Origin of the sequence: Streptomyces thermocarboxydovorans (assembly GCF_039524635.1) — a bacterium.
GTDB classification, from domain to species: domain Bacteria; phylum Actinomycetota; class Actinomycetes; order Streptomycetales; family Streptomycetaceae; genus Streptomyces; species Streptomyces thermocarboxydovorans.
Genome location: NZ_BAAAGU010000002.1, coordinates 105,562 through 119,841, shown reverse-complemented (window position 1 = coordinate 119,841; position 14,280 = coordinate 105,562). Strand labels below are relative to the sequence as shown.

Genomic DNA, 14,280 nt, shown 5'->3' with positions numbered 1-14,280 from the left:
CCGGTCAGGCTCCGGGCCGCGACCGCACTCGCGGCCCGGAGCCCGTGACGGCCGCAACCCGCCTCGGACTCAGGCCGCGTGGCCGCCGTCCACCGCGAACTCCGCGCCGATGCCGCGGCCGCCGCCGGTCACCAGGGCGGCCTTGCCGGTCAGGTCCGTTGTCACGTTCGTCCGTGTCTTCATGCCTCCATCCCAGCGGCCCGGATCCGGCGGCACCGGCGGCGAACGGACATCGAATCCCGCCGCACCGATGAGTTGCGGGCCCCGCCGCGGTCTGAGCTGATGACCGAGAGACCACACCGGAGAGACCGCCCCGGAGACAGCACTCCGGGAAGGCACACCGAGAAGGGCAGGCACCCGTCATGGGCAAGCTCGTTGTCACCACCTTCGTCACCCTGGACGGCGTCTACCAGGCACCCGGCGGGCCCGACGAGGACACCCGCGACGGCTTCGAGCACGGCGGCTGGAGCGTCCCGTACGGCGACGAGGACTTCGGCCGGTTCATGGGCGACGTCTTCTCGCGCGTGGGCGCCTTCCTCCTCGGCCGGCGCACCTACGACATCTTCGCCGCCCACTGGCCGAAGGTGACCGACCCCGAGGACCCGGTGGCCGGCAAGCTGAACTCCCTGCCGAAGTACGTGGCCTCCAGCACCCTCACCGACCCCGGGTGGTCCAACACCACCGTGATCGCCGGTGACCTCGCCAAGGAGGTCACCGCGCTGAAGGAGCACACCGAGGGCGAGCTCCAGGTGCACGGCAGCGGCGCCCTCGCCCAGTCCCTGTTCGCCGCCGACCTGGTGGACACCCTGCATCTGCTGACCTTCCCGGTCGTCCTCGGCGCCGGCCGCCGCCTGTTCCCGGAGGGCTCCCGGCCGACCGCCTTCCGGCACACCGGCGGCAGCATCACCAGCACCGGCGTGTCCATCCAGTCCTACGACCGGGTCGGCCGCCCGGAGTACGGCACCTACGAGCTGCCGGAGAACGCGTGAGCGCGCGGCTCCGGTGACGAGCGCCGCCGCCCGGCGCGGGGGACCGGGCGGCGGCGCGCGGTGAAGGACTTGCGACCGCGACTTGCCGATAGGGGGGAGAAACGGGGAAGGTCATGACGCCCAGCCTCGCCCGTGCCGGTCGCGTGCACATCGGCCGCCGGGCGGGAGGCGGAGCTACGGAAGAAGGCGTTCCGCGGCGGCCGGTGCGCCGAAAGTCTGCGTCGCCGCGACTTTGGTCGCCGATCCGGGCCGCGCGGCAGCTCAGCGACCTCGCCCTGCGTAGATTTGCCGACCGTGAAGTCAGACGAACAGGCCCCGGCCACCGCGGTGTTCCCGTCGCGGCGCTGGCTGCTGCCGTCGGCACTGGTCGCGGCGCTCGATCCGGAGTCGCAGCGGGAGGGCGGCCGGCGCCCCCGCCGCACCGTGCGCGACTGGGTCGTCGACCCGCCGCCGCTCAGACACGCGGCTTTCGCCGCATGGCCGTTGCTACCGCGGCAGGGGCGTGCCTGCCCGGCCGCCGCTCCCGCTACACGGCGGCTGTTGCTACGGCAGCAGGGGCGTGCCTGCCGCATGGTCGCCGTGCCCGCGGTACGGCCGCTGCTACCGCTGCACGGTCGCCGTTCCCGACGCACGGTCGCCGCTCTCGACGACCGTGCCGCACCCCTGACATCCGTCCCTCTCCGGACGAAGGTTCCGCAACCCAGCAGGCGCGGCCCCTCAACCGCCGTTCCGCAACCCCGAAGGCGGCCCCCAACGGCCGTTCCGCAACCCCGAAGGCGGCCCCCAACGGCCGTTCCGCAACCCCGAAGGCGGCCCTCGACGGGCGTCCCACAACCCCGGAGGCCGCGCCTCATCCGAAGGGCACCGGTGCCCCGCCCTGGATCTCCGCCAGCCGGACCGGGCGGTGCTCGCGCCGGGAGATCTCGCACGCCTCGGCGATGCGCAGCGCCTGCAGGGCCTCGCGCCCGTCGCAGGGGTTGGCCCGCTCGCCCAGCACCACCTCGACGAAGGCGCTCAGCTCCGCCTCGTAGGCAGGGCCGAACCGCTCCAGGAACCCGGTCCACGGCTTGTCCGCGGCCGGCGGCCCGGTCGGCTCGGTGGACGCGATCGGGGTGCGGTCGTCCAGCCCGACGACGATCTGGTCCCGCTCACCGGCCAGCTCCATGCGCACGTCGTAGCCGGCGCCGTTCAGCCGGGTCGCGGTGACCGTGGCCAGCGTGCCGTCGTCGAGGGTGAGCAGCGCCGCGCCGGTGTCGATGTCGGCCGCGTCCCGGAACATCGCGGGCCCGGCGTCGGAGCCGGTGGCGTACACCTCGGTGACCTCCCGCCCGGTCACCCAGCGCAGGATGTCGAAGTCATGGATCAGCGTGTCCCGGAACAGCCCGCCCGACTGCGGCAGATACCCGGCGGGCGGCGGCTCCGGGTCACTGGTCATCGCCCGCACGGTGTGCAGCCGGCCCAGCCGTCCCGACCGCACCGCCTCGCGTGCGCCCGCGTACCCGCGGTCGAACCGACGCTGGAACCCCATCTGCAGCACGGTCCCCGCCGTCTCCACCTCCCCGATCGCCTGCAGGGTGCCCGGCAGGTCGAGGGCGATGGGCTTCTCGCAGAACACCGGCAGACCGGCGCGCGCCGCGCGTCCGATCAGCTCGGCGTGGGCCGAGGTGGCCGCTGTGATCACTACTGCGTCCACACCCCAGGTGTAGATCTCGTCCACGCCCGGCGCCGCGGTCTCGCCGAGCCGGTGGGCGAGCGCCTGGGCGCGCTTCGGATCGGCGTCCGTGAGGATCAGCGAGCCGACGTCGCGGTGCCTGCTGAGCGTGTGGGCGTGAAGGGTGCCGATGCGGCCTGTACCGATGACCCCGATGCGCATGGAAACAAAGTGCGGGTCGCACCCCTCCCTGTCAATCAGTATGTCTGGACAATGTGACTTCACAACTTCCCGTCAACAGCTCACGGAGCTACGCTCGGGCCGTGCCGAAACCAGATGTCGACCCGACCGTGCAGCTGGAGCTGAGCGTCGACCGCAGCTCCCCCGTGCCGTTGTACTTCCAGCTGGCCCAGCAGCTGGAGGCCGCGATCGAACACGGCACGCTGACCCCAGGCAGCCTCCTGGGCAACGAGATCGAGCTGGCCTCCCGGCTCGGCCTGTCCCGCCCGACGGTCCGTCAGGCGATCCAGTCGCTGGTCGACAAGGGCCTGCTGGTCCGCCGCAGGGGGGTCGGCACCCAGGTGGTGCACAGCCAGGTCAAACGCCCCCTGGAGCTGAGCAGCCTCTACGACGACCTGGAGTCGGCCGGCCAGCGCCCCGCCACAAAGGTGCTGGTCAACACGATGGTCTCGGCCTCCGCCGAGGTCGCCGCCGCGCTCGGCGTGCCCGAGGACAGCGAGGTCCACCGCATCGAACGCCTCCGCCTGGCCCACGGCGAGCCGATGGCGTACCTGTGCAACTTCCTCCCGTCCGGACTGCTCGACCTGGAGACCGCCCAGCTGGAGGCCACCGGCCTGTACCGCCTGATGCGCGCCGCCGGTATCACCCTGCACAGCGCCCGCCAGACCATCGGCGCCCGGGCCGCCACCCCGGCCGAGGCCGAGCGCCTCACCGAGGAGCCCGGCGCCCCCCTGCTCACCATGCAGCGCGTCACCTACGACGACACCGGCCGTGCTGTGGAGTACGGCACACACACCTACCGCCCGTCGCGCTACAGCTTCGAGTTCCAGCTGCTGGTCAGGAGCTGAACCGCCGGGACACCCGCGCCCGCCCGGCACCCGGCCGCCCGGCACCCGCCCGCCCGGCACCCGGCCGTTCGGCACCCGGGGGAGCGGTACGGCAGAATCGCACCCGATGAGCACCTACCGCGACTTCACCGCCCCCATCGGCTCCCGGCGTGCACCGGTCCTCAGAACCGTCGGCACCCGGGAACGCCGGTCCCACCTGTCGGCACCCCGCGTCCCGACGGTGGGCATCGACATCGGCGGTACCAAGGTCATGGCAGGTGTGGTCGACGCGGACGGCAACATCCTCGAGAAGGTCCGCGCCGAGACCCCGGACAAGTCCAAGAGTCCCAAGGTCGTCGAGGACACCATCGTCGAACTGGTCCTCGACCTCTCCGACCGGCACGACGTGCACGCCGTCGGCATCGGCGCCGCCGGCTGGGTCGACGCCGACCGCAACCGGGTGCTGTTCGCCCCCCACCTCTCCTGGCGCAACGAGCCGCTGCGCGACCGCATCGCCGGCCGCCTCGCGGTGCCCGTCCTGGTGGACAACGACGCCAACACCGCCGCCTGGGCCGAGTGGCGCTTCGGCGCGGGCCGCGGCGAGGACCACCTGGTGATGATCACCCTCGGCACCGGCATCGGCGGCGCCATCCTGGAGGACGGCCAGGTCAAGCGCGGCAAGTACGGCGTGGCCGGCGAGTTCGGCCATATGCAGGTCGTCCCCGGCGGGCACCGCTGCCCCTGCGGCAACCGCGGCTGCTGGGAGCAGTACAGCTCCGGCAACGCCCTGGTGCGCGAGGCCCGCGAGCTGGCCGCCGCCGACTCGCCCGTCGCCTACGGGATCATCGAGCACGTCAAGGGCAACATCGCCGACATCACCGGCCCGATGATCACCGAGCTGGCGCGCGACGGCGACGCCATGTGCATCGAGCTGCTGCAGGACATCGGCCAGTGGCTCGGCGTCGGCATCGCCAACCTCGCCGCCGCCCTCGACCCGTCCTGCTTCGTCATCGGCGGCGGCGTCTCCTCCGCCGACGACCTGCTCATCGGCCCCGCCCGCGACGCCTTCAAACGGCACCTCACCGGACGCGGCTACCGCCCCGAGGCCCGCGTCGTGCGCGCCCAGCTCGGCCCCGAGGCCGGCATGGTCGGAGCGGCAGACCTGGCCCGCCTGGTCGCCCGCCGGTTCCGCCGGGCCAAGCGCCGCCGCGTCGAGCGGTACGAGAAATACGAGAAGTACGCACAGTTCCGCAGGACGACCCGGGAGGCCCTGTGACCAGTGACCTTCCCCGTCAGAGCGGCGTCCCCGAGCGGCCCCGGCCGCCCGAGGACCGCCGGCACATGATCCGCCGCCGGGCGCTCACCCTGCTGATCATCGTGCTGCTCATCGGCATCCCGGCCGGCTACCTGGTGATCTCCGCGAACCAGAGCCGCGCCAGCGGCAAGGACAAGGAGGCCAAGTACGCCTCCACCGGCCTCGCCGAGGGCTGGCCCTCCAAGGTGCAGCGGCGCATCTACGAGGTGCCGATCCCGCACCCCGCATGGTGGGTGGCCTACTACGAGACCAACAACTGGAAGACCAGCCGCCTCTACGTCGAGTTCGAGACCACCGACGCGGGCCTGGACGCGTTCCTCACCAGCATGGGCGTCACCGAGGCCGACCTGAACCGCGGCGACGTCACCATCGGCGAACGCGACCGCAGGATCACCGGCTGGCGCTTCGACGGCCCCGGCATTTGGTCCGGCCTGGTCCACAAGCAGAAGAACCCCAAGCCCACCCGGGAAGTCATGGTCAACCACAACAAGCCCGGCTATCCCAGGGTGTACGTAGTCTCGCGGACCGTGCCCTGACAGGGCCCGTGCCCTGGCGACGGACCATGCCCCGAGGGCGACCGCCCCGGCGGTGAACGGCGGCCGCTCGAGGCGGTGAAGTCCGGCGCGGCCGATCGGGCTCGTCCGCCGCCGACCGGCCGCCGGGGCCGGTTGTCAGACCCCGCCCGTAGAGTCGAAGACGACTGACCGGGCAGACGGGCGGGAGGTGACAGGGCGTATGACCGAAGGGGCCGCGGCGGCCGCGGTGGCCGAGCGTGCGACCACACCCCGGTCCGTGCCCGGGTCCACCGGCTCGGGCGGGCCGGACGCGCCGCTCCACCTCCCGGCCGTCTTCCAGCCCGCACCTCTCCCACGCGACGGACGCATCACCTTCTACGACCCCGAGGGCGACCCGCCGCCCGGCCCCGGAGGCGGAGGAGCGGAACGGGCCACGGAGCTGACCGTCGTCCGCCCCCACGGCACCGGAGTGCGGCGCCGCACCGTCCCCGCCCTCTCCCTGCCCCTCGACGAGGCCCTCCCGCTGCTGGTCCGGGCGCGGCACCATCCCGGCGCCCATCCGGCAACCGCCTGCTGGGGCGCCGCCGCCCTGCACGCCCTGCGGCTCACCGCCCGCGGCCGGCTGCTCCCCGGGCTCACGCCCACCGGACACGACGCCTGGCGGGCCGGCCCGCTGGAACCGGACGACGTGGCCCACCTGCGAGCCGTGGCCGCCGCCCTGCCCTACGAGGGACACGCCGTCCCGCTCCCCGGCCCCGGCCCGGTCCGCCTGCCCCAGCCCGAGGCGCTGGTGCGCGCCTTCCTCGACGCCGTCGCCGACACCCTGCCCCGCACCCCGGCCGCCCCCTACGCCGCCGGGCTCCCGTTCGCCGCGCGAGCACCCCAGCGGCTTCCCCAGGCGCGCGACTGGGCCGCCGAGGTCGCCGCCGGCATGGACGCGGGCGTCCGCATCTCCCTGCGCCTCGACCTGTCCGCCTACGACCTCTTCGATGAGACCGACCCCTCCGGTGCCTCCGCCGGCACCCGCAGCGCGGGCGCGGCGATCGTGCAGGTGCACAGCCTCGCCGACCCCACCCTCGTTGCCGACGCGGCGGCCCTGTGGGCGGGCGAGGCCGACGGCGCCTTCGGCCCCCGCGCCCGCGTGGACACCGCCCTCGCCGTCCGCCGGGCGGCACGGGTCTGGCCCCCGCTTGACCGGCTCTCCGACCAGGACGTCCCCGATGTGCTGGCCCTGTCCGAGGACGAGCTGAACGACCTGCTGGGCGTGGCCGCCACCCGCCTCGCGGCCGCCGGAGTCGCCGTGCACTGGCCGCGCGACCTGGCCCAGGACCTGACCGCCAAGGCAGTGGTCCGCCCCGCCCCCGGCTCGGCGACCGACGGCACCGGCTTCTTCGAGAGCGAGGACCTGCTGCGCTTCGGCTGGCAGCTCGCCCTCGGCGGGGACCCGCTCACCGACGCGGAGATGGACGCCCTCGCCGAGGCGCACCGCCCCATCGTGCGGCTGCGCGACCAGTGGGTGCTCGTCGACCCGGCGCTGGTGCGCAAGGCCCGCAAACGGGACCTGGGCCTGCTCGACCCGGTCGACGCCCTGTCCGTCGCCCTCACCGGGAGCACCGAGGTCGACGGCGAGACCGTCGAGGCCGTGCCGACCGGCGCCCTCGCCGCCCTGCGCGACCGCCTCACCACCGGCGTACGCCCCGCCGAACCACCGCCCGGACTCGCCGCCACCCTGCGCGACTACCAGCTGCGCGGCCTGGCCTGGCTGGAGCTGATGACCTCGCTGGGCCTGGGCGGCTGCCTCGCCGACGACATGGGCCTCGGCAAGACCGTCACCCTCATCGCCCTGCACCTCAAACGCGCCCGCAGCGAGCCGACCCTGGTGGTCTGCCCCGCCTCCCTGCTCGGCAACTGGCAGCGGGAGATCACCCGCTTCGCGCCCGGCGTCCCCGTGCGCCGCTTCCACGGCCCCGACCGCACCCTGGAGGACCTGGACGGCGGCTTCGTCCTCACCACCTACGGCACCATGCGCTCGGCCGCCCCCGAGCTGGCCGCCCAGCGCTGGGGCATGGTCGTCGCCGACGAGGCCCAGCACGTCAAGAACCCCCACTCGGCCACGGCGAAGGCGCTGCGCACCATCCCCGCACCCGCACGCGTGGCGCTCACCGGCACCCCCGTCGAGAACAACCTCTCCGAGCTGTGGGCCCTCCTCGACTGGACCACCCCCGGACTGCTCGGCCCCCTCAAGTCCTTCCGCGCCCGGCACGCCCGCGCCGTGGAGACCGGCGAGGACGAGGAGGCGGTGCAGCGCCTCCACCGCCTGGTGCGGCCCTTCCTGCTGCGCCGCAAGAAGTCGGACCCCGGCATCGTCCCCGAGCTGCCGCCGAAGACCGAGACCGACCACCCCGTGCCGCTCACCCGCGAACAGGCCGCGCTCTACGAGGCGGTGGTGCGCGAGTCGATGCTCGCCATCGAGACCGCCCGGGGCATGGGCCGCCGCGGCCTGGTGCTCAAGCTGCTGACCTCGCTCAAGCAGATCTGCGACCACCCCGCCCTCTACCTCAAGGAGGAGCCCACCAGCGCCGGCGCCGACCGGCTCGCGGCCCGCTCGGGCAAGCTCGCCCTGCTGGACGAGCTGCTGGACACCCTCCTCGCCGAGGACGGCTCGGCCCTCGTCTTCACCCAGTACGTCGGCATGGCCCGCCTCATCACCGCCCACCTCGCCGAGCGGGCGGTCCCGGTCGACCTGCTGCACGGCGGCACACCGGTACCGGAACGGGAGCGCATGGTGGACCGCTTCCAGTCCGGCGCCACCCCGGTGCTGGTCCTCTCCCTCAAGGCCGCCGGCACCGGCCTGAACCTCACCCGAGCCGGCCACGTCATCCACTTCGACCGCTGGTGGAACCCGGCCGTCGAGGAGCAGGCCACCGACCGCGCCTACCGCATCGGCCAGACCCAGCCCGTCCAGGTCCACCGCCTGATCACCGAGGGCACCGTCGAGGACCGCATCGCCGAGATGCTCCACTCCAAGCGCGCCCTCGCCGACGCCGTCCTCGGCACCGGCGAGTCCGCCCTCACCGAGCTCACCGACCGCGAGCTGGCCGACCTGGTCTCCCTCCGGAGGCCGTGATGACCGAGCGCCGCCCCTCCGACAAGGTCCGCGAGGCACTGCGCGCCGCCCGGGAGCGGGAGAAGGCCGAGGAGGCTTCGCAGCGGAAGGAGCAGCAGGAGGCTGCCCGGGAGCAGGGCCCGGCCGCCGCGGCCCGCGCCGCCCTCCGCGAGGCCCTCCGGGCGAACTCCGAACGGTCCGAACGGGGTGACTCCGAACGGGGTGACACGGACACCGACACCGAGGCATCCATCAGCGGTAGCCCTGGTGGGGCCGTCGGTGGCCCGGGCGCCCACGGGAACGACGCCGTTGCCGCACCGGATGCCCCTGCCGACGAGTGTGGTGCCGCCCCCGGTGCAGCAGCGGCCGCACCCGAGGCCCCCGCAGCCGCCGGCAAGCCCGGCCACCCTCCCGCACAGCGCCCCGGTGACATCGCCCGCGAGGCCCTGAGATCGGCCCGTGCGGCGGCACTGCGAGCGCGCAGGGCCGCCGAGGGCCACGGCACCGACGACACAGGGCGCGGTACGTCCACGCCGTCGGCCCTTCCCCGGACACCCCGCACACCCCGCACATCCCACTCGTCTCGCACGCCGAAGGCCGACCGCACCGCCGAGAACCGTGCGCGCGAGCTGCGGAGGCTGCTCGCCGACGCCTTCCGCATGCCCGCCTCCGCCGACGAACCGGACACCGCCGAGGAGCGGGGCACCGGCACGCGGGACACCGCACCCGCAGCAGACACCGCCCGTCCCCCGACGGACAGCCCCCGCCCCCGCCCCCGCCCACGGCCCGCCGGCGATGCGAAGCCCGCGGAAACAGCGGCAAGGCACGAATCCGCCCCCACCCCCGCCTTCACCGCCCCGCGCTCCATGGCCGCCCCCGCCCGCGACTCGGACGTCCGCCGGACCTTCCCCGCGTTCCCGGCCCAGCCCTCCGGCGAGGGGACACACAGGGGCACGTTCGCCGAGACCTGGTGGGGCAACGCCTGGGTCACCGCGCTGGAGGAGGGCGCCCTGGACGCGGCCCGGCTGGCTCGGGGGCGGACGTATGCCGACCAGGGGAACGTCGACGCGATCACCGTGACTCCGGGGCTGGTGCTCGCCTACGTCCGGGGCAGCCGGCCCCGCCCGTACCGGGTCCAGGTACGGCTGCGCACCTTCACCGACGCCGACTGGGAGCGCTTCCTGGACACCGCCGCCGACCGGCCCGGTCACATCGCGGCCCTGCTGGACAAGGAGATGCCCCAGTCCCTGGCCGACTGCGGCGTCCCCCTGCTGCCCGGCCCCCGCGACCTCGATCCGCACTGCAGCTGCCCCGACCGGGGCCACCCCTGCAAGCACGCCGCCGCCCTCTGCTACCAGACCGCCCGCCTGCTCGACGCCGACCCCTTCGTCCTGCTCCTCCTGCGCGGCCGGGGCGAACGCGCGGTCATCGACGACCTGTCCCGCCGCAGCGCCGCCCGCGCGGCCCGCGCCGCCCAGGAGAAGGAACCGGAGCCGCTGCCCGGCGTACGCGCCAGCGACGTCCTCGCACGAGGCGCCCGGCCTCCGCTCCCCGCCCCGCTGCCGCCGCCCCCGCACCCCGAACAGCCGCCGGCGTATCCGCCGGCGCCCGGCGGCCCGGACCCCTTCGCGCTGGACCAGCTGGCCAGTGACGCCGCCGCACGCGCGCATGCCCTGCTGACCACCGGCCGCGACCCGGTCGGCGGCCTCAGCCTGTGGCAGGACGCGGTGCGGCTCGCCGCCGCCCGCCCCGGCTCCGGCCTCACCGCGGCCACCCGCTCCCTCTACGCCTCCCTCTCCAAGGCCGCCGGCCGCAGCCCCGCCGAGCTGGCCCGTGCGGTGGCCGCCTGGCGGCAGGGCGGCCCCGAGGGACTCCGCGTCCTGGAGGAGCCCTGGGACCCGCCGGCCGGCCGCTTCGACCGGGCCCGCCCGCAGCTCCTCGCCGCCGACCTGCCCGCCTTCCGCCCCTGGCGCAACCGGCTCACCCACCCCCGCGGGCACGTCCAGCTCCGTTTGGGCCGCGACCATCTCTGGTACGCGTACGAGTCCGAGCCCGGCCAGGACGACTGGTGGCCCCGCGGTACCCCCGACTCGGACCCGGTCGGCGCGCTGACCGGCCTGGACACGCCGGGCGACCTGTAACAGGGCCGACGGAAAAGGCCCTCCGGCACCGCCTCCCGCGGCCGCCTAGAATGGTCACAAACAGTCACGGGTCACGTGTCCGGGCGTCCGCCACCGCGGAAGGAGGCAGGCCGATGATCACCGAACTGGCTGTGGAGCGTGTCGAGTTCACCTGCGGGCACTGCTGGCACAAATGGAGTGCCGACTACGACGTGCAGTACTACCGCGACGACAACGGCGACGAATGGGAGTACTTCACCCGCGACGGACTTCCCGTGCCGTCCCCCTACGACCCGCAGGGCGCGCCGCCCTGCCCGATCTGCGGCCGCCGCTGGGTGGGCCGCCTGATCGCCCGCAGGCCGATCCCGGTTCCGCCGGGCGACGCCGACACACCCCGGAGCCGGGTCACCGTGCCGCGCGACCAGCACCGCATGGACCGCTACACCGCGCCCCCGCTGGGAGCGGACGCTCACGACCAGCCTGCCCAGCAGGCCTCCGCCGGCTCAGCCGGCGACCACTGACCCGCCACTGACCGACGACCTGTCCCACCGCCCGGCGGCCGCGCCCACCCCGACCGGCGCGACCGCCGGGCGCCCACCACATCCCGTGACCGACCCCGCCCCGTCCCCTACCGCCGTGCGCGCCGCCACGCAATGATCAAGCCGAGCAGCGCGCCCACGAGCAGTGTCACGGTCAGGATCCCCCACATCGGCAGCGTCACGTCGGACACCCACAGCGTGACGGTGACCGAACCGGTGTTCGCGGCGATGAACCAGATGGCCACGGCGGCGAGCACGACGAACCCGATCGTCCGCAGCCGGATGTCCCGCCCCTTGACGGTCAAGGTCGACGGACCGTGCGCATGTGCGGCATTCCGGGCCATGAGGCCATTATCGTCGGGTTCAACAGGGCCGGCGACTTGGAGACATATCGAAGCTTGTCATTCCAAGTGCACGCGCTGGAGGGATGACTCCAAAAAGACGATGCCAGCCGGTGAACTTGCGAGGTTCCCCAAGGGAGAAAGCAGAAGGCGGCGGTTTCTGACAGGCCGTCAACCTTCAGGTTCACAGCAGAATTCGTTCACTGCGTCCGGTCGCCCTCTCGCGGCCGGACGCGACCCCTCACGCCGCGCTGTACATGCCCTGGAGTTCGCGCCCGGTGACCAGCTCCGACTCGATGCGGATGATCACCGAATCCGGCAGCGGCATCCAGGACGTGGGACCGGTGCCCGACAGCCGTTCCAGTTCGGCGGGGTCGGTCACCACCGCGGCCCGTCCGGTGACGATCACGCTCCAGCCGGTCCGGGTCACCGGGTCGAAGCCGTCCGCCTCGAAGGCGACCACGAAACCGTCCACCGCGCGCACCAGCTCGGAGCCGGGCGAGGTGCGCAGCAGCACGGAGGCGTCCGTGTCGAGGACGAAGTTGATGGGCAGCACGGCGGGCAGCGCGCGCAGGGTGTAGACGACGCGGCCCACCGGGACCTTGGCGAGGAACCTGAGGCACTCCTGCCGGTCCAGGGAGCGGAAGGCGTCGTCGGTGAACACGCCTTCATGCTTTCCGCGGCGGCGTTCGCCCGATAGGGCCGACAGGCCCCTCTCGCACCTTCGGGGCCGTCCGTCCGGTCATAGGGACCTACGACCCCTGCCCGCGCGGCGGCGAGACGCGGAGTGTGGTGACAGGAGGCCGCACGGCAGCCACATCGGCAGCACCGCTGCCGTCGGCGGCCGACCCGAGAGCACGGTCAGAGCACTGTCAAGGTCACCCACGACGCATGGGACGGACGAGATGGTCCAACCAGTGAAGTCCGAGCAGGGCAGGCACCCCTCGAAACCCGCGGTGCCGGGCCGGGCCTGGCTGATGCTGGCGCTCGCCACGATCGGCTTCGCCCTGAACTTCTGGGGCTGGGCGCTGCTCAGCCCGCTCGGTCCGCGGTTCAAGGACGACCTCGGCCTGTCCTCGTTCGAGCAGTCGCTGCTGGTGGCCGTGCCGGTCGTGGTGGGCTCGCTCGGCCGGATCCCGGTGGGCGCGCTGACCGACCGGTTCGGCGGGCGGGTGATGTTCCCGCTGGTGTCGGCGGCGACCATCGTGCCGATCCTTTACCTGGGCCTGGCGGGGCATTCCTCACTCGCCGCGCTGCTGGTGGGCGGCTTCTTCCTCGGCATCGGCGGCACCGCGTTCGCCGTCGGCGTGCCCTTCGTCAGCGCCTGGTTCCCGCCCGAGCGGCGCGGCCTGGCCAACGGCGTCTTCGGCGCCGGCATGGGCGGCACCGCCATCAGCGCCCTCACCACGGTGAAGCTCGTCGACGCCGGGAGCATGCCCACGCCGTTCCTGATCACCGCGGGTGTGCTGGCGCTGTACGCGGTCACCGCCGCCCTGCTGCTGCGTGATGCGCCGGGGCGTACCGTGCCGACGGAGTCGCTGGTCCGCCGGATGGCCGCCACTGCCCGGCTGCCGCTCACCTGGCAGGCCTCCGCGCTGTACGCGGTGGTCTTCGGCGGCTTCGTCGCCTTCTCGGTGTATCTGCCGACGTACCTCAAGACCGGTTACGGGCTGACGCAGGCCGACGCCGCCGACCGGATGGCCGGGTTCGTGCTGCTGGCGGTGGCGATGCGCCCGGTGGGCGGCTGGCTGTCCGACCGGCTGGGGCCGGTGCGGGTGCTGGCCGGCTCGCTGGCGGTGGTGATCGCCGGCGCGGCCGTGCAGGCGTTCAGCCCGGCTCTCATGCCGGTGGGCACCATCGCCTTCCTGTCGATGGCCGCCGCGCTCGGCGCCGGCAGCGGGGCGACCTTCGCGCTGGTGGGCCTGCTGGCCCCGGCGAACAAGGTCGGCGCGATCACGGGTGTGGTCGGCGCCGCGGGCGGCCTCGGCGGGTTCCTGCCGCCGCTGGTGATGGGCGCTCTGTACGGCGTGTACGGCACGTACGCCATCGGGCTCGCCCTCCTGGCCGTGGTGGCCGGCGCAGCCCTGGTCCTCACCCTGACCGGGGTCAGGGCGGCGGCCCGGGGCGGGGACACCGGGGGCCGGGAGACCGGCACGGGCCAGGGCGGACGCGGGGACGGTGGGCGGCTCACCGGCCGCGCCGGATCCACCGGCCGCGCCGGATCCACCGGCCGCGCCGGATCCACCGGCCGCGCCGGATCCACCGCCCGCGCCGGGTCCGGCGGCCCGCCGGGCCGAGCGGCGACGACGACGTCGGACCCGGCCTCGGGCACTGGCACCGGCACCGGCACGCAGTGAACCCAGCCCGAGGTGAACCGACCGAAGCCGACCGGCCCGAGGTCAACCGGCCCGAGTGAACCAGCCCATGAACAGCCCGGAGTGTGAAGGAGCAGAAGCCGTGTGCGAGTACTGCGGCTGCCAGTCGCTGACGTCGATCGACGAGCTGACGCGTGAGCACGATGAGGTGGTCCGGCTGATCAGCCATCTCCGCCCCGGAGAGCAGCCGGCCCGGTGGCAAGCGGGCGATCCTGGCGCCGCCGTCCGGGTTGCGTGGTGTCGCAGGCCCCGTCGCGGGGCC

The 14,280-nt window shown here is 74.0% G+C and carries 10 protein-coding genes and 1 pseudogene; 8 read left to right on the top strand and 3 right to left on the bottom strand.

Annotated elements, in window-relative coordinates; all coding sequences use genetic code 11:
• The first annotated feature begins 362 nt into the window (after positions 1–362).
• Entirely contained in the window at positions 363–989 is a 627-nt protein-coding gene (locus ABD198_RS01470; protein ID WP_343997433.1) for a dihydrofolate reductase family protein, read from the top strand.
• Positions 990–1,839: 850 nt separating this feature from the next.
• Here ABD198_RS01470 and ABD198_RS01465 read toward each other — a convergent pair.
• Positions 1,840–2,862, bottom strand: a complete 1,023-nt coding sequence (locus ABD198_RS01465) for a Gfo/Idh/MocA family protein (RefSeq protein WP_343997432.1) — start codon at positions 2,860–2,862, stop codon at positions 1,840–1,842.
• Between the two features lie 128 nt (positions 2,863–2,990).
• On the opposite strand from ABD198_RS01465, the gene ABD198_RS01460 reads away from it, so the two are divergent.
• The 6 genes from ABD198_RS01460 (at position 2,991) to ABD198_RS01435 (ending at position 11,284) form a co-directional block, all read left to right on the top strand.
• Positions 2,991–3,728, top strand: a complete 738-nt coding sequence (locus tag ABD198_RS01460) for a GntR family transcriptional regulator (RefSeq protein WP_343997495.1) — start codon at positions 2,991–2,993, stop codon at positions 3,726–3,728.
• 106 nt (positions 3,729–3,834) lie between these two features.
• Positions 3,835–4,983 (top strand): ROK family glucokinase, encoded by a 1,149-nt coding sequence (locus ABD198_RS01455; RefSeq protein WP_343997431.1) that lies wholly within the window; start codon positions 3,835–3,837, stop codon positions 4,981–4,983.
• On the top strand, positions 4,980–5,558 hold the full coding sequence (locus ABD198_RS01450; protein ID WP_343997430.1) for a sugar kinase: 579 nt from the start codon (positions 4,980–4,982) through the stop codon (positions 5,556–5,558). Before ABD198_RS01455 ends, ABD198_RS01450 begins: the two co-directional genes overlap by 4 nt.
• 199 nt (positions 5,559–5,757) lie before the next feature.
• On the top strand, positions 5,758–8,664 hold the full coding sequence (locus ABD198_RS01445; RefSeq protein WP_343997429.1) for an SNF2-related protein: 2,907 nt from the start codon (positions 5,758–5,760) through the stop codon (positions 8,662–8,664).
• A complete protein-coding gene (locus ABD198_RS01440; RefSeq protein WP_343997428.1) occupies positions 8,664–10,784 on the top strand; it encodes an SWIM zinc finger family protein in 2,121 nt (706 codons plus the stop codon). The genes ABD198_RS01445 and ABD198_RS01440 overlap by 1 nt, the downstream gene beginning before the upstream one ends.
• 113 nt (positions 10,785–10,897) lie before the next feature.
• Positions 10,898–11,284 carry a hypothetical protein gene (locus ABD198_RS01435; protein ID WP_343997427.1) on the top strand — a complete coding sequence of 129 codons (387 nt, stop codon included), beginning with the start codon at positions 10,898–10,900 and terminating at the stop codon, positions 11,282–11,284.
• Between the two features lie 107 nt (positions 11,285–11,391).
• Here ABD198_RS01435 and ABD198_RS01430 read toward each other — a convergent pair whose 3' ends face one another.
• Entirely contained in the window at positions 11,392–11,646 is a 255-nt protein-coding gene (locus ABD198_RS01430; protein ID WP_343997426.1) for a LapA family protein, read from the bottom strand.
• A gap of 238 nt (positions 11,647–11,884) precedes the next feature.
• Positions 11,885–12,307 (bottom strand): pyridoxamine 5'-phosphate oxidase family protein, encoded by a 423-nt coding sequence (locus tag ABD198_RS01425; RefSeq protein ID WP_343997425.1) that lies wholly within the window; start codon positions 12,305–12,307, stop codon positions 11,885–11,887.
• A 241-nt stretch (positions 12,308–12,548) separates the two neighbouring features.
• Between ABD198_RS01425 and ABD198_RS01420 the strand changes: the two are divergent.
• Positions 12,549–13,784, top strand: a pseudogene (locus tag ABD198_RS01420) (nitrate/nitrite transporter); the annotation flags it as partial.
• Between the last annotated feature and the right edge of the window lie 496 nt (positions 13,785–14,280).

What these genes read in the sequence shown, in the direction of transcription:
- ABD198_RS01470 (WP_343997433.1), top strand. Translation starts at nt 363, where the DNA reads ATGGGCAAGCTCGTTGTCACCACCTTCGTCACCCTGGACGGCGTCTAC.
- ABD198_RS01465 (WP_343997432.1), bottom strand. Translation starts at nt 2,862, where the DNA reads ATGCGCATCGGGGTCATCGGTACAGGCCGCATCGGCACCCTTCACGCC.
- ABD198_RS01455 (WP_343997431.1), top strand. Translation starts at nt 3,835, where the DNA reads ATGAGCACCTACCGCGACTTCACCGCCCCCATCGGCTCCCGGCGTGCA.
- ABD198_RS01445 (WP_343997429.1), top strand. Translation starts at nt 5,758, where the DNA reads ATGACCGAAGGGGCCGCGGCGGCCGCGGTGGCCGAGCGTGCGACCACA.
- ABD198_RS01440 (WP_343997428.1), top strand. Translation starts at nt 8,664, where the DNA reads ATGACCGAGCGCCGCCCCTCCGACAAGGTCCGCGAGGCACTGCGCGCC.
- ABD198_RS01435 (WP_343997427.1), top strand. Translation starts at nt 10,898, where the DNA reads ATGATCACCGAACTGGCTGTGGAGCGTGTCGAGTTCACCTGCGGGCAC.
- ABD198_RS01430 (WP_343997426.1), bottom strand. Translation starts at nt 11,646, where the DNA reads ATGGCCCGGAATGCCGCACATGCGCACGGTCCGTCGACCTTGACCGTC.